We start from the raw sequence: 20,250 nt of genomic DNA, 5'->3' as shown, positions 1-20,250 counted from the left end.
AAGGCTTGATTAACCAACTATAACTTAAGTTTATAAATCCGAATTTCTCATAAAAGAGAAAACTTTTTAAATCAACAATATAAGCAACAAATTCTCATTTTATAGAAAATGACACGCAAAAAAACACCACCATACTTATCACAGCCGTTAATAAAACATTCTTTGTTTTCAAAGCGATTATAATCGCAACAATTGCGCCAACTAAATATGGGTTACTATACGTAACATCAACAGTATTTTTATCAGGCAAAAAAACAATAGGCGCCCAAATTGCCGTCAACACTGCCGGGCTCGAGTAATTTAAAAAACGCTGAGTTTGATAGTTCAGTTTTACAGGCAATCGGGGTTCTAAAAATAGATAGCGACTGGCGAAAATAATCAGCGTCATTGTCAATATAGTTAGCCAGATCATCATTTGTCTTCCTGCTGTTTTTCTGTTATTTCACTGTAAATCGATTTATTTCCCATCAAGCGTTCAGATATATATCCGCCTGACATCGCGGTTAAGCTGGCTATCATCAACCCGCCTTCTATGTTCAGAGCTGCCATTAATACCGACATCACCAAGGCAATCAGTACTGCGATCAACACCGGCCAACGCTGAATACTGGGTACGACAATAGCGATGAAAGTGGCGGCGATGGCAAAATCCAAACCCAGGCTGTCCAGATTCGGGATAAACTTTCCCGCGAAAATGCCTGCTAATGTGGCGATGTTCCAGCTGATGTAAAACCAAAGCCCGGCTCCCAGCGCATACCAGGGCTGAAAACGCTTCGGGGACTGGTTACCACACAAGGCAAAAAGCTCATCGGTAAGAAGGAAGCCCAAAACCAGCCGCCAGCGAAGCGGAAGCGGGCTGATCACGTTTCGCATCGTAATGCTGTACAGCAGGTGCCTTGAGGTAATGAAAAAGGTGGTCAGTAAAATAGTCACAATACCGACCCCGGCTTTCAGTAGCCCGGTCGCTACCAGTTGCGCCGCGCCGGCAAACACTATCGCTGACATGGCCACACTCTGAAACACGTCCAGCCCTGCATCAATAGCAAAGGAACCCGCAAGTAACCCCCAGGGGATCACCGCAACACATAAAGGCATCACTGCGAGAGCGCCTTGTTTAAACAACCGTCGTTTCTCATTGCCAGTCAGCAAAACGGCTGACGTTGCCATGAATATTTCCTTTTCTTTCATTGCCTACCACTATCCGCGCTTCGAAAACAGTCACTTTACGCCAATACAAGGCTTCAATCTTGTACAAACTTGTCTTAAACAATGATAAGAACATCAGCTCATAAGGTGATCACTATTTATTGATATTGTGTTGATTATTAGCACTTACTAACGCCAGAATGGTTTACTCTTCCTGACCGACAGGATAATGTGAGCGCCCATTGACATAAAAATACAACACTAATTTAACCTAACCGGTTATCTCGCATCAGATGGCGGATGGCTGGTCTTTGATGAATCATGATTGCAGAACTATTTTCGCGTTTTTTTATCTCCGACAGCACAGACCCAAGCCTTCTGGTCACTGGTGAATATAACTATTCACTGATTGCTATCTCTTTGCTTATCTCTGTGGGTGCCTCTTTACTGGCGCTTTCTTTAGCTGAATCGGCTAAACAGAGCCGTAGTCGATTACTTCGCCGCCTCCATATACTGACAGGCGCAGCTTCGTTAGGGGTGGGTGTATGGGCCATGCATTTCATTGGTATGCTGGCGTTCGAGCTGTGTACCACGGTGAACTACAACATCAGCACTACCCTGCTTTCCGCTATACCCAGCTTTCTTGCTTCCTGGGTAACGCTCCATTTGCTGACGAAACGGGCTGTCAGTAATGCACGACTGATCCTATGTGGTATAACCGTCGGGCTGGGCATAGGCTCAATGCACTACATTGGCATGGCGGCGATGGTACTGGGGCCTGCGCTAAAATATGACCCGGCCTTATTCGCACTCTCCATTTTTGTCGCTGCCTCGTTAGCCACACTGGCCTTATGGATCAGTTTTGGTCTGCGCAAGCATCGCTCAATGCCTGGCTACCAGATCCAGCTGATTGCCAGTGTTGTTATGGGACTGGCCATTGCAGGTATGCATTATACTGCCATGGAAGCAACCCGGTTTGTCGGTCAGCCCGATCCAGCATTTATCCCTGGCAGCCAGCGTCATTACTTACTCGCCATTACCATTTCAATTGTCACCGTATCCCTGAGTCTGATCATTGCTGCGGTCAACGCCCTGACCCGCTACCGCTCATTACTGCAGCACAGTGAAGAAACCGCTGCTGAGCTGAAAGCCACCATAGATACCGCCGTAGACGGTATTATAAAAATGTCACACCGCGGCATTATTCTGTCATTTAATGCCTCTGCAGAACGTATTTTTGGTTATCACGAAAGTGAAGTCATTGGCAGGAACATCGGCATGCTGATGCCAGAGCCCTATCAAAGTGCGCACGATTCCTATCTGGAGAATTACCGCAAAACCGGAACAGCACGTATTATCGGCATTGGCAGAGAAGTCACCGCGCTGCATAAAAACGGCCTGATGAAACCGATTCGTTTATCTATTGGCGAATCCAAGCTCAATGGCGTCAGCACCTTTGTCGGTGTGATCACTGACATCAGCAAGCAGAAACAAATGGAAGCCGATCTGCGCCGCTCCAAAGAAGAAGCAGAAATCGCGGCTCAGGCAAAAAGCACCTTTCTGGCCAATATGAGTCATGAATTGCGAACACCAATGAATGCCATTATCGGTTTTTCTGAACTCATGCTGGACGGAAAAATGAGCACCGAACAGCAAAGACACCTTGGCATTATCCGGCAATCTGCGAAAACCCTGCTCAACCTGCTTAACGATGTGCTGGATTCTGCCAAGCTTGAAAGCGGGACCACACAGCTTGAATCCCGCCATTTTTCTCTTCGTCAAATCTGTGAGCAATTGATCGCAACTCAATCGTTGTTGGCCAACAAAAAAGGCATAGAGCTGACAATGCGCTATGACCCGCAGCTCAGTGAATATTTCCAGGGTGATCCGCTCCGCGTTCAGCAAATTATCCTGAACTTACTGAGTAACGCTGTAAAGTTCACCGAGCGGGGTTATGTCAGACTGGATATCACTTCCAGCCGTACCAAAGGCATCACCATTCTGGTCGAAGACACGGGAATTGGCATTGCGCCAGACAGACTGGAGAGCATCTTCGCCCCTTTCTCTCAGGCAGACAGCACTATGTCGCGCCGTTTTGGCGGCACAGGCCTGGGAACGACCATAGCCAAACAGCTGGTTGAACTGATGGACGGCAAAATCGCTGTCTACAGCCAGCCAGGTCAGGGCTCGACCTTCCGTGTTGATTTGCCGTTACCGGCAGGACAGTCCGCTCAGATTGATGACAACATAACAGACAATGTTCATCTACCGCCTATGACCATATTGGTGGCAGACGATGTCGAGCAAAATCTGGAGCTAATGACGGGATTATTAAAAAGAGATAACCATCAGTTAGTCACGGCCAGAACCGGAACAGAAGCCATAAAACAATATAAATCCAGGCACATTGATATCATTCTCATGGATGTTCAAATGCCTGAGATGAATGGTCTGGAAGCCAGTAAAGCCATCCGGGCTTACGAAAAAGAACAGCAGTTAAAAGAAGTACCTATTATTGCTTTGACGGCAAGCGTACTTGAAAAAGACAGGCGTAACGCACTCGCCGCCGGCATGAATGGATTTGCCGTCAAGCCGATCGATATCTATGCGCTGAAAGCAGAAATTGCTTACCTGAAAGGGATTATCGCCCAGGTTCCGGTTCACCCTGAGAAGCAAGACGATAATCAGGACACCCTTATCGATCTGGAGAAAGGGCGCCTGCTCTGGGGCAATGAACAATCGCAGCTCACCGCTATACAGAAGTTCATCAGCCAGCCACAGCATCACCCGGATTTTCTGGCTCGCTTGCTCAGTGGCAGCCAGACAAAAGCCCTGTCGCATGTGCATCGCCTGAAAGGTGTGACTGGCAACCTGTGCATGCCGGGTATCCATCACTGCATGAAAAAACTGGAACAAGCGTTACAGCGTGACGAAAATACGGTTCCACTGTTTACTCAATACCGCGAGATGTTTAATGCCATTACGCTGCTGCTCACTTCGGTAGAAGATTTCTCTGCTGAACCTGAGCATCAAACAGCGACAACCCTCAACCATGACGATATAAGGAAAATCATTCAGCAACTGGAACAGGGCGAGATGCCGGACTGCGCTTTTTCAGCGGTTAAATCCCAGCTCCCTGCAGAACTGGCAATGGATGTGGAATCGGCCATGAGCGATTTTGAATTGGATCGAGCAGCCACGCTGCTAAATAACTATCTCGTCAGCCAGCAGGCAGTGGAGGCATAACATGGATGAACGTAAAACCCTTCTGGTTGTGGATGATGAACCCGCCAATTTACAGGTGCTGAAAAACATTCTGGCATCGGATTACCGCCTGCTATTCGCCAGAGACGGCAGCCGCGCCATTACACTTGCCAACACAGAAAAACCCGATTTGATCCTGCTGGATATTATGATGCCAGGCCTGTCCGGCTATGAGGTTATTCAACAGCTTTCTGCCGCACCGGACACCAAACACATTCCAGTGATCTTCGTGACCGCGCTGTCAGACACTAAAGATGAAACACAAGGTTTTGAGTTGGGCGCGGTCGATTTCATCACCAAACCCGTCAGCCCGCCCATTGTCCGGGCCCGTGTGAAAAATCAGCTGTCGCTGGTCAAAATGGATGAGCTGAAATCAACACGGCTTGCCGTGGTTCAGAAACTGAGCAGAGCAACAGAATACAAAGATAACGAAACAGGCCATCACGTTATTCGCATGAGCCATTACGCATATACCATTGCAAGGGCCGCAGGTTACAGCCCGGCGTGGTCGGAAACCCTGCTGCATGCAGCACCCATGCATGATATCGGCAAAATTGGTATCCCGGATCATATTCTGCAAAAGAAAGGGGCGCTGTCTGGTGAAGAATGGAAAATCATGCAGCGCCACACCCTGATAGGGGCAGAAATTTTGGGCAATGACACCTCAGAACTGATGCAAATGGCCAAAAACATCGCCGTTTATCACCATGAAAAGTGGGACGGCACAGGCTACCCTTACGGTTTACAGACAGACGCCATTCCCATTGAAGCACGTATAACAGCCATTGCCGATGTATTTGATGCACTGACAAGTCAACGTCCTTACAAGCCGGCCTGGAGCATTGAAGATGCTTCTGACTATATCTGTAAAAATAGTGGCACTCACTTCGACCCGATTCTTGTCGAGGCCTTTAACCGTTGCCTGCCAGAATTACTTGATTTTAAAAAGAAGTGGCCAGAATAATATCCGCAGAGAAAATGATTCATCAAACCTGTCCGATGCATTCTTTGATAAAAGAAAAGCAGTATCATGCTATGCCATTACACATGAAAAAAGGCAAATAATATATTGCCGACAGTTGCCACATATAAATTAGGCTACCCTAATTTATATAAGCCTTAAATTTCATAACCTTATGTAACGGTATATTTGATTCACCAAAATGAGACTCCCACAGCATTTTCATCATTTCGAACACCATAAAAGCGAAAAACTGACATTCAAATGTTAAAGAACACGGCATTATATGAAATTATAATTGTTAGGAAATGTTGTTAACTGATGAAGCTTTGCATCTGTGAATTTGTAACTACAGCTATCGCAATGAAATGCGATGCGATAAACAGGCAAGTGGTGCGTAAATAATGTACTGCGTACAATGCGGTGTTCGAACACTGGATAAACCTGACGGTACTCCGGTAGAAATGTGTAAAAAATGTACTGAGGGCGAACAATCGCAGTCTCACGACTCGCTGCGCTCGAAATACTCACTCAAATTCAGGCTGGCAATAGGTTTTCATGCCCTTTACGCGATTATCTGGCTGATATGGGGCATCGTTTCAGGTTTTCAGGCCGCCATCGACGGCATCATGAACATTGAAACCAACAATTTCTCTATGGTGCTGCTGGCTGTGTTGATGATAGTGCTTCACCTCACTGCCGGATACGGACTATTAATCCGCCATCCCTGGGCTGAAAAAGCCACTATGTTGTTTGGCTGCATACTCTTTTTCTTCTACCCATGGGGAACAGTGGCCGGTTCTACCTTAATATATTCGCTGATCCAACTCCGTTACGACTACACGCTCACGTCAAAGTTCTTCCGTAAGCTTTATCGCTAGAAGCTGTTCTGCGAGATGGAATGCAATTCTCACGGTCAGTGCTTCCTTTTCTTGTCTTAGGCCGAAATTTTCGTACACTGGTCGGCTTTTTAGTTGTCAGGAGGAAGTATGTACATAGGTTTCGACTACGGCACAGCCAACTGCGCTGTTGCTGTTATGGAGAATGGTCAGCCAAGGTTGCTTCCCCTTGAAGGCGACAGCTTTTTCATTCCTTCAACGCTTGCGGCACCAAGCCGCGAGGCCGTCAGCGAGGCGCTATTTCGTCACTATGACATCAAACCCGCTGATAAGATTGGAGAGCAATTACTGCGTCGTTCGATCTCTGCCAACAAAGACGACGACATCATCGTTGATGCGCATGCCTTACAGTTTGGTCAGCAGGCGCTGGACACCTACCTCAATGATCCTGATGAAGTGTATTACGTCAAATCACCCAAATCCTTTCTTGGTGCTTCCGGTTTACATGACATCCAGCTGAGTCTGTTTGAAGATCTGGTCTGTGCCATGATGGCAAATATCAAACACCGCAGTGAAAACCAGTGCGGTGAGAGTATTACGCAGGCTGTTATCGGTCGCCCTGTCAACTTTCAGGGTACAGGCGGAAGTAAGGCTAACCAGCAGGCCGAGAGTATTCTGCGCCGGGCAGCAACGCGTGCTGGCTTCAAAGCGATAGAATTCCAGTTCGAGCCTGTGGCTGCCGGTCTGGAATACGAGAGCCAGTTGCAAGAAGACAAAACCGTACTGGTGGTCGATATTGGTGGTGGTACCACCGACTGCTCCGTGCTGCAAATGGGGCCGGGCTGGTTAAATAAAGAAGACAGAACAGAAGGATTACTGGCTCACAGTGGCAGCCGCGTTGGCGGAAACGATCTGGATATCGCCCTCGCCTTCGAGCGTATCATGCCTTTGTTTGGCAAGCACAGCACCAACCAGCGCGGACTGGCAGCGCCGATCAGCCAATTCTGGAACCCGGTGGCGATCAACAATGTGGCCGCGCAAAGTGATTTTTACGCCAGCGCGAACTTAGCCGTGCTGCAACAGCTCGTGCGGGATTCCGCAGAACCTGCTTTGCTGCAAAGACTGCTGCAGGTCTACCACCATACTTTAGGTCATCAATTAGTGCGTGAAGCCGAACTGCTGAAAATCGCGTTGTCCGAATCATCCAGTGCCAGTACTGAGATCCGCATCGGACAGGAAACACTGTCGATCAGCTGTACCAGCCATGAACTGGCAGAGGCGGTCAGCAGCAACGCGGAGAAAATCAGCAGTCTGATCAATGAAGCTTTGTCTCAGGCGGAATGCGCACCGGACGTTATCTTTATGACAGGTGGCAGTGCCCGCTCCCCCATGTTACGCCAGCTTATCGAGCAACGCCTGCCCGGTGTGCCGATCGTGGCCGGTGATTATTTTGGTTCGGTCACCGCTGGCCTGAGTCGCTGGGCGGAGTTCTGCTTTCGGTGATCAGCAATTATCAGACCGGCAATTAACAAAAAGAAAACGGATGCAAATCAGACAAGCTACTGAGTCCGAGATGAACTCAGTGTATATGATGGGCTATGACGCCTGGGGCGATGAAATGCCCCAGGCTGAGTATCTGACCGCCTGCAAACGCAGCTGGAAATACACCGCTGGCCAGTGGTACGTGCTGCCAGAAGCTGATATGCCTGTCGCTTCTCTGATTCTGTACCGTCATCAGTTTGGTCTGGAAGACGGGCAAGCAGGAATAGGTTCGATAGCAACGTCGCCAGCGCATCGCCGGCAAGGCTATGCCAGTCAGCTAATTCTCGACATTGTCCGTCATCTTTTCTCAAGCACAACGACAACAACGGTTTTTCTTCACCGCGACATCGACACCACCTTTTATGAAGCACTCGGCTTTGAGCGGATCAACAGCCAAAGCGATTGCCTGTTCATCACCCGTTCGCCAGACATTACCCTGCACACTTACCCAAGCTACTTCTGAATCGCCGCCCTTTGCATGTGCAATAAACACCAACTTGTGTACAATGAACTATCTTATAATCCATATATCCACCTCCATATCATGTATACATATTGTGTGAACATTGATAACAGAGACATGCAATAAAGGAAAAGGGGTAAGCAATGACCTGGAATGTCTATCTTTCTGGTGAAATCCACACCGACTGGCGGGAACAAATCATTAAAGGCTGTGAGGCAAGAGATCTCAATGTTGTGTTTACTTCAGCCGTTACAGATCACGACAGCAGTGACGCTGCAGGTGATGGTTTAGGGGCTGAATCTAACAGCTTCTGGCGCGACCATAAATCGGCCAAGGTCAATGCGATTCGGATACAGAAACTGATCAAACAATGCGACGTGGCCGTCATCCGTTTCGGTGATAAATACAAGCAGTGGAATGCCGCGTTTGATGCCGGATATTGTGCCGCACTGGATAAACCCTACATCACACTGCACAGCGAAGACATTGTCCATCCGCTCAAAGAAGTGGATGCCAGCGCCAATGCCTGGGCGACAGATCCAGCACAAGTAGTTGATATTTTAGATTATTTACTGAATCAAAAATAAAGCCTGCACCCGACACAATCACACCGATTGTGTCGGGTAAATTGCTTTACTAGCGCAGGCGCTGGCCAGAAATGGCAGGATGATAAATAGGCTGAACGACATTACCGGCCGGATCGGTACAATGAAAACTGCGCGCACCATCACTGTGATCGTGCGGTGTGTCCAGCAACGGCACGCCTTTGGCTTTGAGAAACACGAACCAGGCTTGCAATTCTTCTTTGCTGTCCACTATGAACCCGAAATGATCAAGGGACTGATTGTGATTCTCCTGCGGTTCATACGCCCTGCTCAGTGACAAGTTGTCATTACCGCAACTGAGGTAAATCAGGTTATCGCTCGCTTTTCTTAGCACTTCCATACCCAGTATCTCGGTATAGAAACGGATACACTCCTCAAAGGGATATACCGCTAGTGCTAAATGTCGTAATCCGTTCAAAGGTTTTGGTCTCTCAGCCATATTCAGCCACTCCGTGTGCAATAATTTTATTCATTGTATACAATGAGAGACCAAATATTCAAACGAAGAACAAGTTGTTCCTCAAACCGACAAAAAAGGAAGTGCGCTTTATGTTTTGTATTGTTGTGAAAAATTCAGTCAAAGCAGGGTTTCGAGACCAGTATCTCTCGATCATGAAGGAAAACGCCAAGGCTTCGGTAGAGAATGAAGAAGGCTGCCTGGTGTTCGATGTGCTGTCAGCTCAGGACAACGACCACTGCTTCTACCTGTATGAAATCTACACCAGTGAAGACGCACTTGCAGCGCACAAACTGACACCGCATTACCTGGAAAGCCGCAAGCACTTAGCCGGGTTAATCGACGACCAATCTGTCATCCGCTGCGATGTGGAGCATCGCAATTTCCAGCGGTAAACACCTACATAGCTGTGCCCGTTATCCTGTGAGCACGAATTGATGAAGGCAGGTAGGTAAAACACCTGTCTTCATCAATACAATGAAGCTCAAATCCGCACCATCCGGAAAAACCTGCATACTGTCCTCTCTTTGGTCGCCTTAGTAACACACCCCATGAACAGACTCATTACTAAAAGAAGCAAGGTGGATTATGAAAGGCGTTACCTGTTTATCCCTCACCCTGATGTGTGGCTTTATGGTATCGGCAGCAGCGAACGCGGGCTGTGGTAAAATGCAAGCCCAGTGCATTGTGTTCGAGCACGGTGAAACAACGCCGGTCAGTTGCTCCATTTCGGTCTGTGCCAATACCAGCGAGTTTGATACCTATTGGACACTCAGCAACGGTTCTGAGATCTCCCATCACATCAACGCAAACACGGCCACCATTAAGGTAAACGGTCAAACCGGATTTGCATTACCTTCAGCCATATTACAAGACAATCTGAGTTGCTACAGCGCCCCCGGCATCAGCAGCATTTATTGTGCGAAAGACATGTTACTTTAGCCTGAGCTATCTAAGACGCACTGAGGAAACATTCAATGCTTTGTATAGTGACCTGCCTATACAATTGACAGTCATCTGTCTGCCGTTCATGCCGTTTGTTGCCTGCCGCTTTTTGCCTGACAAGAGTGCGCTTATACCGATTCCCCGCTTAAACCTTCTGCTTACCTGCCATTTTGCAATAACCAGTTAATGACACACAGCGTTCTGACGCCATTAAATACTGTCATTGGTTGGGGGTTTCTGACCCCTTTTCATCATTATAAGAATCAAGGTGAGTATGAAAAAGGCACTATCTATTATTCTTCTCTCATCGTTATCAGGCTGTGCATCTATGGGCCAGCCAGATCCTGAGATCGGGTTTGAGTCTACAGTTAACCTGAATGGCTACTATTTTTCAGAGAGCAACGGCAATGTTCTGGAAAATGGGCAGCTGGTCAAAAAGAAAACTTATGCCTATATAAAATTCAATAGCTTAGAAGAAAATCAGCTGACGTACATCGTTGCCACGTCTCCGGCTGTAAACGGCATTGTCCGGGGCGATGCGATCAGTACCCGAGTGACCAGTAATTACAGTGTGGATAATAACCACAGCGATCAAGGTTACCGAATCAGCTTCTACCAGCAAAAAGGGAACATGCACCTTGATTACGTGCTGAATGCAGACATCAATGGCGTTATTGAAGATTTTACTTTCCAGCCGCTGTGATCTGACACACTGACAGCTTACTGCTGATAATGTAATCAACATTTTTCGTTTAATGGACTAGATATGACGTTGGGGAATTATGCGCACTATTAAATTTTCAGCCCTGTTTGCCGCTGTGTATTTACTGATGACCACTCATGCTCATGGACAGTCCGTTTCAACCTCTGTCGCGCCCTCTTTGCTGGGAAAGCGAACCGTTGATGACGTATTAGCGACTTACGGCCACTTGTCTGAAATGCGGTTGAAATACAGATTTCGCCAGGCCAATGTGAGCTATCCGCCTGAGAAAATTGCGCTGCTTGGCCTGAAAGAAGAAAAAGTCCTGGAGCTATGGGCGTTTGATCAGCAGGGGCGACGCCATTTTATCTACAGTTACCCTGTCACAGCGGCGAGCGGCAAAGCAGGGCCAAAACTCAAAGAAGGCGACCGTCAGGTGCCGGAAGGTACCTACAAAATCATCGGCCTCAATCCGAACAGCCGTTTCCACTTGTCGATGAAGCTTAACTATCCCAACAACTTCGATCTCAAATACGCCGCGCTAGAAGGCCGGCAATCACCGGGTTCCAATATTTTCATTCATGGCAAAGCCGACTCCATTGGTTGTCTTGCTATCGGCGACAGCGCGGTGGAAGAATTATTTACCCTGGTGGGGAAAATCGGCAAAGACAATGTCGAAGTGGTAATTGCCCCGCATGATCCACGGAAAAACCCGATCCGCCCTGTACCCGACACCTCCCCGGCCTGGATCTCAGAGTTGTATGCATCGATTGAAAGCGAATTTTCCCGCTTTGAATATTAAGCAGGCAAATAATACTCCCAGAGCGGAGCGCTATCATAACTGCCAATGAAATCTGTTGCGCACTGGAATAAGCCACCATAAACTCCTGGCGACAAATTAAAATTAAGTGGCTTATTTCAAGGATTATTATGAGCACGGAATTACGCTCTCATTGCACTCTGTCTGTCCCCGGCAACCGTGAAATGTCTCCGGCCGACATCTTCCGGCAAATGGCAGACTGGTGTCAGGACAATCAGATCAAACATGATATTTACGGTCAGGGCGATGATCTGCAGCAGTTTGAAACCAAAGTCGCCGATCTTCTGGGCTACGAAGCCGGCCTGTTCGTTATCTCGGGTACAATGACCCAACCTACTGCGCTGCAACTGGCCTGTATGGCACGCAAAAACCCTATTGTGGCCATGCATCCCTCCAGTCATATTTACCTGCATGAAGCGCAAGGCTATCTGCTGCAGCAACGCTTTACCGTTCTGCCTGTCGGCAACCCTTATCAAATCTGGTCTTTGGCCGATCTGCAGGAATGGCCGGACGATATTGCTGCCGTGCTGTATGAACTTCCCATGCGCGAAATTGGCGGTCAGCTGCCTGAATGGGACGATTTAAACGCTATCAAAGCCCATTGTCGCGAGCAGGGTATTCATCTGCACATGGACGGCGCCAGATTGTGGGAAGCCAAAGCCTGGTATGGCCGTGAGTACAGCGAGATTGCGGATGGTTTCGATTCAGCTTATGTCTCTTTATACAAAGGCATTGGCGGATTAGGCGGCTCTATGCTGCTGGGCGATCAAGCATTGATTAAAAAAGCTCGCCTCTGGATGCAACGCCAGGGCGGTAATGTATTTCGCCGCACACCGTATTCGGTTTCCGCGGCGATGCAGTTCGATCAGCGCCTGGCGCTGATGCCAGCCTTGTTCGATCGTACTCAGCAGCTCTACCGCATACTGAAAGATTACCCGCTGTTAACGCCAAACCCGGCTGCGCCACAGGCCAATATGCTGCATCTGTATCTGCCCGTCAGTGCCGAAAAAGCCAGTGTCATTCGCGACAGGCTGGCGACAGAGCAGAAAATCTGGCTGGGAAATCCGCAACAAGCGGCCTTACCTGAGCAATCATTCCTCGAATGGTATGTCGGCGACAATTTGCTTAACCTGAGCGATGACAAGCTGCGCGAAATCTTAAGCTGGCTATCCGGCGAATTAGTCAGCTAATTAAAAAGCGGCTCCCTACGCTGCATAATCAGCGCAGGGAGCCACTTGGCCATAGTGAAATTATGCCTTGCTATTAGCGGATGATTTTTCGCTTTGGAGGTAATCCAGTGTCATTCGGGTTAAACGCTGCTTCTCTTCCTCGCAGATAAAACTGGCCTGAATCGCATTGAGGGTAAACTGCGCGATCTCTTCCTGCGTCATAGGATGAGCATCGGCCACCGCCTGAAAATTATCTGTCATATACCCACCAAAATACGCCGGATCGTCAGAATTGATGGTGACACACAGGCCTTTGCGCAACAGTTCGACGATATTGTGATCTTTCATGTCTTCGAACACCTTGAGTTTTAAGTTCGACAGCGGGCACACGGTTAACGGCACCTGCTCCCGCACTAAACGCTCAACCAGAGCTGCATCTTCAACACAACGAATGCCGTGATCCACCCGGGTCGCCCCCAGCAGATCCAGGGTATTGGTAATATTTTCCGGTGGCCCTTCCTCACCGGCATGGGCTACAGTCAGAAAACCTTCTGCCAGCGCTTGCTGAAATACCGCATTGAATTTCTCCGGCGGATTGCCCTGCTCTGAAGAATCCAAACCCACTCCCACTATTTTGTCTTTATGCGACAACGCCTGACTGAGCGTGGCAAAAGCAGAGTCCTGATCGAGATGGCGCAGGAAACACATGATCAGCTGGCTGGAAATACCCAGTGTTTCCCTGCCCTGCTCCAGTGCGCGGTGAATGCCCTTCACCACAGTATCGAAGGCAATACCCCGCTCGGTATGGGTTTGCGGATCAAAGAAGATCTCTGTGTGTACCACGTTATCGGCTTTACAGCGCAACAGGTAGGCCCAGGTTAAATCGTAAAAATCCTGCTCGTGGATCAGTACGTTTGCGCCCTGGTAATAAATATCCAGAAAAGACTGCAGGTTGTGGAACTGGTACGCCGCACGCACTTCATCAGGTGAATGAAACGGAATCGCAATCTGGTTTCTTTCGGCCAGTGCAAACATCAGCTCAGGTTCCAGCGAGCCTTCAATATGCAGGTGTAATTCCACTTTCGGTAAACCAGTAATAAAAGATGTCATAAGGTGCTCTTAATCAGGTTCTCAATACGTTGACTGGGATGATTAACAGCTTTTCTGCAGCAAAGGAGAATGGGTATTCCGACCATGACAAAGAGAAAAGCGATTAATCGACTTAACTCTTCGTAATCAGAATTTTACGGATTCTGGTAGAGACCCCCACACCCTATCAGTGGGGTTATACGAAGCGGGTTGTATCGGTTTACGCTAAACCGATGACCACAACGGGACAAACTTTCTCATATCATCTGCCGGCTTGCAAGCCGTGCCAGCCAACACCCGGTCTGCAAACCCATACAGGAAGGCAACTTATTACAGGTTCTGGTTACTGGTTTCTGGCAAAAATGACGGGGAAAACGTCACAATGAAAAATGCGCCCCGTTCGCAGAGGCGCAGCGGTAATATTACTCTTTCTCTTCTTTAGAAAATTCTTCGCTGGCTTTTTGCCAGGCTTCACTCAGGCTGTCATAGGCACCGGAAAAGCCTTCTTTGACATGATCCCAGGCGCCGGCTGAGCTGCTTTTCATACTGCCATACCATTCAGCCAGTTTCACTCGCTGTTCCTGCATAGATTTGAGACTTTCTCTGGATTTCTCACGGGCTGCCTTATCCATATCATCCCAGTCGTCTTCTATCTGGGTCTGCAACTGCTCAATATGTTTATCCAGGCTGTCGATGCCCTCTTTCGTCGCCTTCATGGCTTCGTCTTTTTGCTCTGCAGAGTAGTTTTTCAGTGACTCCAGCAAATCCTTCGTTTCTTTGTTCACCTGCTCAGCTGATGTCACTGCTTCTGCTTCTTCTTTTTCGTGATGGGCCGCAGTGACTACACCAGGCAACAGCCCGATAGACACCACTAGTGCACATACTGAGGCATAACGACGAACTACACTCACTTTCATATTTCCTCCAAGCGTCGTGATATGAATGAAGAATCAGACCTAAAGTATGGCCGATCCCGAATAACATTGTGTTCATTCACTGTCAGGATACGGTTCACTGGCGAATCCTAACGGATGTTCCATACTTTATAGCACTGGTTTCAACAATGAAAAACAATAAGTTATGGATGAGAACAATAGCACTTTATTGAATCTGCGCACCATTGAGCCTTCTGACTTTAAGCAACTTGCTGCATTGGAAGATCTGGTTTTTCCTGATGTGGGCGGTGCCTGGCCAAAATCTACCATTCAAGGGCTGGTCAAACATTTTCCCGACGGGCAAATCTGCATTGAGGACAAGGGGAAAATCATTGCCGCAGCACTGACCATTAAAGTCAGCTACAACCGCTATTCCCTGAACCACACGTATCTGGATATAGTCGATGCCAACAATGTGGCCTGTCACAACCCGAGCGGAGATGCGTTGTATGGACTGGACGTATTTGTCCATCCGGATTATCGCGGCCTTCGCTTAGGGCGTCGCTTATACGAAGCCCGTAAGGAGCTCTGCCGGGCCAACAACCTCAAAGCCATTCTTGCCGGCGGACGCATTCCGGGTTATCACAAGTATGCGGATGAAATGCATGTTTCTGAGTATATTGCCAAGGTCAAACGCCGTGAAATTCATGACCCGATACTCTCGTTTCAGCTTGCCAATGATTTCGATGTAAAACGCCTGATGAACCGTTATCTCCCTGAAGATGCGAAGTCCAAAGGCTATGCCACATTGCTTGAATGGGACAACATTTTCTACGAAGAAGATATCTCGATCCATCAAACCGAAAAAACACTGATAAGGTTGGGCATAGTGCAGTGGCACATGCGTCGGGTCGTGTCGGTCGACGACCTGATGAATCAGGCCGAGTTTTTTGTTTCTTCTTTATCCAAATATCAGTCCGATTTTGCATTGTTCCCTGAGTTTTTTAATGCGCCGCTGATGGGGTTAGCCAGAGACAAAGACTCGGTTGAGGCCATTCGCTATCTCAGCCAGTTCACTGAAGAAATCCGTCAGCGATTTTCTCAGCTGGCTGTCACGTATAACATCAACATCATTGCCGGCAGTATGCCTTACCTGAAAGGTGACAAGCTATATAACGTCTCATACCTGCTGCACAGAGACGGGGACATTGACGAGCAATATAAAATTCACATCACGCCGCACGAAGTCAGAGACTGGGTCATAGACGGAGGCGATAAAGTCAAAGTCTTCGACACCGATGCCGGGCGGATTGGTATTCTGATTTGCTACGATGTCGAGTTTCCCGAACTGGGCAGGCTACTGGCCGATCAGGGAGTCCAGATTCTGTTTGTCCCTTTCTGGACAGATACTAAAAACGGCTATCTGCGGGTACGTATATGTGGTCAGGCGCGGGCGATTGAAAACGAGTGTTATGTCGCGCTGGGTGGCAGCGTCGGCAACCTTCCCCGGGTCGATAATGTTGACATCCAATATGCCCAGTCTGCAGTGTTTTCTCCCTCCGATGTGTATTTCCCGCACGATGCGATCATTACGGAAGCCAATGCCAATACCGAAATGATTATTTTCGCCGATGTCGACTTGTCAAAATTAAAACTGTTGCACAACGAAGGCTCTGTCACTAACCTAAAGCATCGGCGCTTGGATCTTTATAAAATGAAGACAAAAAAGCGTAACAAAAAGAAACATTAACCAATGTTTTTCACAGGAAGTGGCCATGTTACGAACTATTCGACAGACAGTGCTCATTCTTGGAGCACTGTCTGCTTTTTCCGTTTCAGCTCAGAGTGCTGTCAAACCCGGCTTGTCAGGTAATGTCAGTATAAACCTGGGCTGGTTTAAGAACGACTCCCACCTGAGTACCGAGCAGTCTTCCGTACTCAGTTCACTGGACGAATCCGGCACGGACGAAGAAAAAAATCTGCCCCTGCCCATGTGGGATTTACAGCTGGGTGTCACACCAAATACTGCGCTGTATTTCAAATCAGCACTGGGGGGTATGGCGAGCAGTTTATATATGCAGGCTGGCCTTACTCAGTATTTGAGCGACGGCTCCAGCTTAGGCATTGGCGTTATTCCCGGCTTTTTTGACAACGAAGTGTGGGATGACCCTTTTCTGACCGGAACACCAAGACAGGAAACCAAGCGCTCAATCCGGGGCGCAGTGCTGGACTATAACCGCATTGCGGGAACCAATGTGTCACTGGAGCTGGCTGCGGGTAAACGAAAAATCGACGATGAGCGCAGCGGAACCAGCTATAGCTCGGCGACACAAGACGCGCTGGTTCGTGAAGGCGATCTTTTCTATGCCGCACTGAGTCAAAAACTGGATTTAAATCGTCAGTTTGGTATCGACTGGAAAATTCACTACATCGATGACAGCGCGGAAGGTAGTGCGATAGCGAACAATCGCTATGGTGTTGAGCTGACAGCCCGGCAACGGATCGATCGCTATATTGTGATGCTGGGTGCCAGTGCGGCATGGATTGACTATGACGAGGCCCATCCCATTTTTAACCAGATCCGGGATGACAACCAATACGGTTTTTCCGCAACCTTGATCTACCTGGCCCCGTTTAACTGGCGAAACGCCAGTGCTATTGCCCGGGCTGGATTCGATAACCTGACATCCAATATTGATTTTTATGAAGAAACTCAGAACCTGTACAGTATAGGGCTGGCCTATTCGTTTTAATCACATTACACACGATGGCAGCCTGCGCTGCCATCGTGTGATTCATAACCGGCTAGCTTTTTTTCGCAAACCACCCTTTCATTACCGACTTGGCGTTTGCCCATTTAAGCTTATCCTTGATGTCATTCAGTGTGGTCAGTTCATTCTGATAGGCAACCGCAATCGGCCAGCGCTGGCCTTCCACTTCCAGAACCAGTGAAGGAAAGCCCGACACACCCAATGCTGCCGCGTGTTCTATGTCTTTCTGAAGTAATGCGTCAACCTCAGCACCGGTAATGTCTGTCATGAAACGCGCAACGTCCAAACCCAGTTCAGCAGCCAGTCTGGCGTGGGTCTGGTAGTCAGAAGGATTCATTGCTCTCAGGTAATAGGCCTGCTGAATCGCCTCTGTCATTGCATACTCCTGTCCCTGTTTTTTTGCGGCAAGAACAGCCCGACAGGCAGGGTACGTCGACCGGCGCGGCTGGCACTGTGTCCAGAATTCATGATTAAATTCCGTCCCCAGCTGGCTGGTTATCCGACGCCAGGTCAGCTGCAACATTTGCTGCATCTCTTCCGGCATGGGCTGATCACTGTCAGGAGCCAGGCCACCCAACACACAGCGGATTTCCACATCAGCCGGTAACTGAGCTTTGAGCCGCTGAAAAGCAGGACGATAACCCCAGCACCAGCTACACATAGGATCATGAACGTAATACAAAATAGCGCTCACACATTTCTCCTGACTGAGGCTTATAAAAAATTTCTAACCGTTCATTCTAAAGATATCATGGCTATACGCCAGCTTTATCTGGAATTATACCGCTCTGCTTTGATTACTTCTGCTTATCAGACGATTACTGCTTCTGACGTATCTTAGCCATTTGATGTGAATACAAGGTTGCAGCATCCTGTTCTGTTAACTGTAAATTAAACTGCGTGGTCAGAAGCTGATATAACATGGTGTTGTCACTGATATCGACAGTTCTCTCTTGCCCTGTCTTATCTTCATATTCAAAGTAGGTCAGGTTTCGGATCAGATACCGCCGATTCTCAAGAATCCGCGATACCACCAGATGATTCACAAATACGGCGTCAGGAGCTTGATGACTGTAAAAATGGCTGATTGTGCAATCCGATTCCAGGTATTCTGCAAAATCAAAGCGATACAGTGTTACTACTTCATCAGAGTTTGTGGCCATCACCAGCATGCCGCCACGGTTGTCTGATTCCACGCTGTACTGGTATCTGACATCAGGCTGAGGCAGGTTGGTATCCAGGGAAATAATCTGTCTTGGGTTCATTATCCCGAACCCGGCATCAATCAGATACTGCTTATCGCGCAGGGTGAGTAAGGTTAAGCGATGAGAACGACCATTGTCCGGGTTACCGTTGAGCATCACACGACCAATCAGAGGGCGGACATCAAAGCCCAACTGTTTCAGCACCAAAAATAAGACCTTGTTGTGCTCGAAACAATACCCGCCGCGGCGTTGCACTACCAAACGATGAAACAAAGCGTCTGGTTCCAGGCTTAATTCATGCTTCAGAATAACATTCGTACTGGAAAACGGATAACGTGCCAAATGGGCAGCTAGCAGAGATTGCAGCCATTCCAGGCTGATTTGCGGCTCATTAATACCCAGGCTTTGCAGATATTGATCGATGAGACTTTTCATTTAATCGCTCCGTTGAATCAGATTTGATAACGCCACGATAAAACCTCAGGTTAACTTGAGGTCAAGCATTAATTTATTGCGAAGACCTCTGGTGCCGCTCATCACAAACCCGCTGAATCAGTGCACTGCCCGGTTTTTAGTGTCACTTGATATCGACAGGTAACTGCTCCAGCACATGCCGTTTCCTATCGTCAACGCGATCACTGAACTGACTCAGTAAAATGCTGAGTTTCGGACTGATACGCATCTGACAAAAAGGTTTCTGCGGATTGCTGTAAAAATAATTCTGGATTTCATGCCGTGATGGCTGAAACGCATCAAAGCGCAGGGCCTGCGTTAAGATAGGCTGTTCGAATTCCGGTTGAAGAGCTTTGAGACAAACCTGTGCGGCACGTTGCTGGTCAGGACTGAACGCATAAACAGCCGAGCGGTATCTGTGGCGCAAGGCATGGTTCGACGTACAGCTGTGAGTATAAAGGTGAATCTGAATCAGGGTATAAAGATCGATCCTGGCAGGATCAAAGCGTAATAAAATCCCTTCAGACATCTCTTCGTGTCCCTGAGCTGACAACCAGCCCTGATCGACTTCGCCAACGCCTTTCAGCGACCGAAACACAGCCTCCGTACACCAATGGCAACTTCCGCCCAGACCGACAGTTTCCATCCAGTGCCTCCTGCTTTATCCATTCGACTTTGGTAATTGGACTCCTTCAGGCAGGAAATGGTTTCACCGACAGCAGCATCTTGCCGATTTCTCTGCGCAATTTATGTAATCAAATGTTGCACTCGCTGCGACAGCCAGCCATTTTTCGCCGATAGAACAACACAGTAGCAGGCCGAAATGACTCTGGCGGGAAGCAATCAACAACCGTCTCTGAAACGGTTAGCAGGCTGGAAAGTAAAGAGGTTTCAGCACTGTGCTCTATTGGCCGGATGAGCACTTTATGGTCTGACGGACTACAGG

At 48.3% G+C, this 20,250-nt stretch carries 21 protein-coding genes and 1 riboswitch; of the genes, 13 read left to right on the top strand and 8 right to left on the bottom strand.

Features of this window, described 5'->3' with window-relative positions; translation table 11 throughout:
* Positions 1–94: 94 nt before the first annotated feature.
* Both Q4491_RS17125 and Q4491_RS17120 read right to left on the bottom strand, forming a co-directional pair.
* Positions 95–412 carry an AzlD domain-containing protein gene (locus Q4491_RS17125; RefSeq protein ID WP_192014536.1) on the bottom strand — a complete coding sequence of 106 codons (318 nt, stop codon included), beginning with the start codon at positions 410–412 and terminating at the stop codon, positions 95–97.
* Positions 412–1,167, bottom strand: coding sequence for an AzlC family ABC transporter permease (locus Q4491_RS17120; RefSeq protein WP_303459263.1), 756 nt, complete (start codon positions 1,165–1,167; stop codon positions 412–414). Before Q4491_RS17120 ends, Q4491_RS17125 begins: the two co-directional genes overlap by 1 nt.
* Before the next feature lie 300 nt (positions 1,168–1,467).
* Between Q4491_RS17120 and Q4491_RS17115 the strand changes: the two genes are divergently transcribed.
* The 6 genes from Q4491_RS17115 (at position 1,468) to Q4491_RS17090 (ending at position 8,802) form a co-directional block, all read left to right on the top strand.
* Positions 1,468–4,392 (top strand): MHYT domain-containing protein, encoded by a 2,925-nt coding sequence (locus Q4491_RS17115; RefSeq protein ID WP_303459260.1) that lies wholly within the window; start codon positions 1,468–1,470, stop codon positions 4,390–4,392.
* A gap of 1 nt (position 4,393) precedes the next feature.
* Positions 4,394–5,374, top strand: a complete 981-nt coding sequence (locus Q4491_RS17110) for an HD domain-containing phosphohydrolase (RefSeq protein ID WP_192014086.1) — start codon at positions 4,394–4,396, stop codon at positions 5,372–5,374.
* A 401-nt stretch (positions 5,375–5,775) separates the two neighbouring features.
* The gene (locus Q4491_RS17105) at positions 5,776–6,252 is read left to right on the top strand and encodes a hypothetical protein (protein ID WP_218385628.1); all 477 of its coding nucleotides are present in this window, start codon (positions 5,776–5,778) and stop codon (positions 6,250–6,252) included.
* Positions 6,253–6,360: 108 nt separating this feature from the next.
* Positions 6,361–7,713 carry a molecular chaperone gene (yegD, locus tag Q4491_RS17100; protein WP_303459256.1) on the top strand — a complete coding sequence of 451 codons (1,353 nt, stop codon included), beginning with the start codon at positions 6,361–6,363 and terminating at the stop codon, positions 7,711–7,713.
* Between the two features lie 40 nt (positions 7,714–7,753).
* On the top strand, positions 7,754–8,215 hold the full coding sequence (locus Q4491_RS17095) for a GNAT family N-acetyltransferase (RefSeq protein ID WP_303459253.1): 462 nt from the start codon (positions 7,754–7,756) through the stop codon (positions 8,213–8,215).
* A gap of 143 nt (positions 8,216–8,358) precedes the next feature.
* Complete coding sequence (locus Q4491_RS17090; RefSeq protein WP_237795312.1) at positions 8,359–8,802, top strand: YtoQ family protein; 444 nt, start codon at positions 8,359–8,361, stop codon at positions 8,800–8,802.
* 49 nt (positions 8,803–8,851) lie between these two features.
* On the opposite strand, the gene Q4491_RS17085 is transcribed toward Q4491_RS17090, so the two are convergent.
* On the bottom strand, positions 8,852–9,259 hold the full coding sequence (locus Q4491_RS17085; protein ID WP_192014094.1) for a VOC family protein: 408 nt from the start codon (positions 9,257–9,259) through the stop codon (positions 8,852–8,854).
* 110 nt (positions 9,260–9,369) lie between these two features.
* Here Q4491_RS17085 and Q4491_RS17080 point away from each other — a divergent pair, with 110 nt between their 5' ends.
* The 5 genes from Q4491_RS17080 to Q4491_RS17060 all read left to right on the top strand — a co-directional run bounded on the left by Q4491_RS17080 (position 9,370) and on the right by Q4491_RS17060 (position 12,932).
* On the top strand, positions 9,370–9,672 hold the full coding sequence (locus Q4491_RS17080; protein ID WP_192014095.1) for a putative quinol monooxygenase: 303 nt from the start codon (positions 9,370–9,372) through the stop codon (positions 9,670–9,672).
* A 193-nt stretch (positions 9,673–9,865) separates the two neighbouring features.
* Positions 9,866–10,219 carry a hypothetical protein gene (locus Q4491_RS17075; RefSeq protein ID WP_192014096.1) on the top strand — a complete coding sequence of 118 codons (354 nt, stop codon included), beginning with the start codon at positions 9,866–9,868 and terminating at the stop codon, positions 10,217–10,219.
* Between the two features lie 277 nt (positions 10,220–10,496).
* Entirely contained in the window at positions 10,497–10,925 is a 429-nt protein-coding gene (locus Q4491_RS17070; RefSeq protein ID WP_192014098.1) for a hypothetical protein, read from the top strand.
* A 79-nt stretch (positions 10,926–11,004) separates the two neighbouring features.
* Positions 11,005–11,724, top strand: coding sequence for a murein L,D-transpeptidase family protein (locus tag Q4491_RS17065; RefSeq protein ID WP_303459247.1), 720 nt, complete (start codon positions 11,005–11,007; stop codon positions 11,722–11,724).
* Between the two features lie 128 nt (positions 11,725–11,852).
* A complete protein-coding gene (locus tag Q4491_RS17060) occupies positions 11,853–12,932 on the top strand; it encodes a low specificity L-threonine aldolase (protein WP_303459244.1) in 1,080 nt (359 codons plus the stop codon).
* 60 nt (positions 12,933–12,992) lie between these two features.
* On the opposite strand, the gene Q4491_RS17055 is transcribed toward Q4491_RS17060, so the two are convergent.
* Positions 12,993–14,021, bottom strand: a complete 1,029-nt coding sequence (locus tag Q4491_RS17055) for an adenosine deaminase (protein ID WP_303459241.1) — start codon at positions 14,019–14,021, stop codon at positions 12,993–12,995.
* A 103-nt stretch (positions 14,022–14,124) separates the two neighbouring features.
* Positions 14,125–14,224, bottom strand: a riboswitch (purine riboswitch).
* Positions 14,225–14,422: 198 nt separating this feature from the next.
* A complete protein-coding gene (locus Q4491_RS17050; RefSeq protein WP_192014103.1) occupies positions 14,423–14,917 on the bottom strand; it encodes a hypothetical protein in 495 nt (164 codons plus the stop codon).
* A gap of 163 nt (positions 14,918–15,080) precedes the next feature.
* Between Q4491_RS17050 and Q4491_RS17045 the strand changes: the two genes are divergently transcribed.
* Positions 15,081–16,625, top strand: coding sequence for a bifunctional GNAT family N-acetyltransferase/carbon-nitrogen hydrolase family protein (locus Q4491_RS17045; protein ID WP_192014104.1), 1,545 nt, complete (start codon positions 15,081–15,083; stop codon positions 16,623–16,625).
* A 25-nt stretch (positions 16,626–16,650) separates the two neighbouring features.
* Entirely contained in the window at positions 16,651–17,628 is a 978-nt protein-coding gene (locus Q4491_RS17040) for a DUF2860 family protein (protein ID WP_303459238.1), read from the top strand.
* Positions 17,629–17,680: 52 nt separating this feature from the next.
* Here Q4491_RS17040 and Q4491_RS17035 read toward each other — a convergent pair whose 3' ends face one another.
* The 3 genes from Q4491_RS17035 to Q4491_RS17025 all read right to left on the bottom strand — a co-directional run bounded on the left by Q4491_RS17035 (position 17,681) and on the right by Q4491_RS17025 (position 19,950).
* On the bottom strand, positions 17,681–18,340 hold the full coding sequence (locus Q4491_RS17035; RefSeq protein ID WP_303459235.1) for a DsbA family protein: 660 nt from the start codon (positions 18,338–18,340) through the stop codon (positions 17,681–17,683).
* A 124-nt stretch (positions 18,341–18,464) separates the two neighbouring features.
* Positions 18,465–19,286, bottom strand: coding sequence for an arylamine N-acetyltransferase (locus Q4491_RS17030; protein ID WP_303459231.1), 822 nt, complete (start codon positions 19,284–19,286; stop codon positions 18,465–18,467).
* Positions 19,287–19,428: 142 nt separating this feature from the next.
* Entirely contained in the window at positions 19,429–19,950 is a 522-nt protein-coding gene (locus Q4491_RS17025) for a peptide-methionine (S)-S-oxide reductase (protein ID WP_192014110.1), read from the bottom strand.
* Positions 19,951–20,250: the final 300 nt, after the last annotated feature.

The organism is Photobacterium sp. 2_MG-2023 (assembly GCF_030547675.1).
Classification (GTDB): domain Bacteria; phylum Pseudomonadota; class Gammaproteobacteria; order Enterobacterales; family Vibrionaceae; genus Photobacterium; species Photobacterium arenosum.
The sequence above is the reverse complement of the archived record's forward strand: the minus strand, read 5'-3'. Positions and strand labels throughout refer to the sequence as shown.

Bases quoted from the DNA above. Each gene is read 5' to 3' on its own strand.
- Q4491_RS17045 (WP_192014104.1), top strand. From the start codon at position 15,081: ATGGATGAGAACAATAGCACTTTATTGAATCTGCGCACCATTGAGCCT.
- Q4491_RS17040 (WP_303459238.1), top strand. From the start codon at position 16,651: ATGTTACGAACTATTCGACAGACAGTGCTCATTCTTGGAGCACTGTCT.
- Q4491_RS17085 (WP_192014094.1), bottom strand. From the start codon at position 9,259: ATGGCTGAGAGACCAAAACCTTTGAACGGATTACGACATTTAGCACTA.
- Q4491_RS17105 (WP_218385628.1), top strand. From the start codon at position 5,776: ATGTACTGCGTACAATGCGGTGTTCGAACACTGGATAAACCTGACGGT.
- Q4491_RS17065 (WP_303459247.1), top strand. From the start codon at position 11,005: ATGCGCACTATTAAATTTTCAGCCCTGTTTGCCGCTGTGTATTTACTG.
- Q4491_RS17115 (WP_303459260.1), top strand. From the start codon at position 1,468: ATGATTGCAGAACTATTTTCGCGTTTTTTTATCTCCGACAGCACAGAC.
- Q4491_RS17060 (WP_303459244.1), top strand. From the start codon at position 11,853: ATGAGCACGGAATTACGCTCTCATTGCACTCTGTCTGTCCCCGGCAAC.
- Q4491_RS17030 (WP_303459231.1), bottom strand. From the start codon at position 19,286: ATGAAAAGTCTCATCGATCAATATCTGCAAAGCCTGGGTATTAATGAG.
- Q4491_RS17075 (WP_192014096.1), top strand. From the start codon at position 9,866: ATGAAAGGCGTTACCTGTTTATCCCTCACCCTGATGTGTGGCTTTATG.
- Q4491_RS17120 (WP_303459263.1), bottom strand. From the start codon at position 1,167: ATGGCAACGTCAGCCGTTTTGCTGACTGGCAATGAGAAACGACGGTTG.
- Q4491_RS17090 (WP_237795312.1), top strand. From the start codon at position 8,359: ATGACCTGGAATGTCTATCTTTCTGGTGAAATCCACACCGACTGGCGG.
- Q4491_RS17050 (WP_192014103.1), bottom strand. From the start codon at position 14,917: ATGAAAGTGAGTGTAGTTCGTCGTTATGCCTCAGTATGTGCACTAGTG.
- yegD (WP_303459256.1), top strand. From the start codon at position 6,361: ATGTACATAGGTTTCGACTACGGCACAGCCAACTGCGCTGTTGCTGTT.
- Q4491_RS17055 (WP_303459241.1), bottom strand. From the start codon at position 14,021: ATGACATCTTTTATTACTGGTTTACCGAAAGTGGAATTACACCTGCAT.
- Q4491_RS17025 (WP_192014110.1), bottom strand. From the start codon at position 19,950: ATGGAAACTGTCGGTCTGGGCGGAAGTTGCCATTGGTGTACGGAGGCT.
- Q4491_RS17070 (WP_192014098.1), top strand. From the start codon at position 10,497: ATGAAAAAGGCACTATCTATTATTCTTCTCTCATCGTTATCAGGCTGT.
- Q4491_RS17110 (WP_192014086.1), top strand. From the start codon at position 4,394: ATGGATGAACGTAAAACCCTTCTGGTTGTGGATGATGAACCCGCCAAT.
- Q4491_RS17080 (WP_192014095.1), top strand. From the start codon at position 9,370: ATGTTTTGTATTGTTGTGAAAAATTCAGTCAAAGCAGGGTTTCGAGAC.
- Q4491_RS17125 (WP_192014536.1), bottom strand. From the start codon at position 412: ATGATCTGGCTAACTATATTGACAATGACGCTGATTATTTTCGCCAGT.
- Q4491_RS17095 (WP_303459253.1), top strand. From the start codon at position 7,754: ATGCAAATCAGACAAGCTACTGAGTCCGAGATGAACTCAGTGTATATG.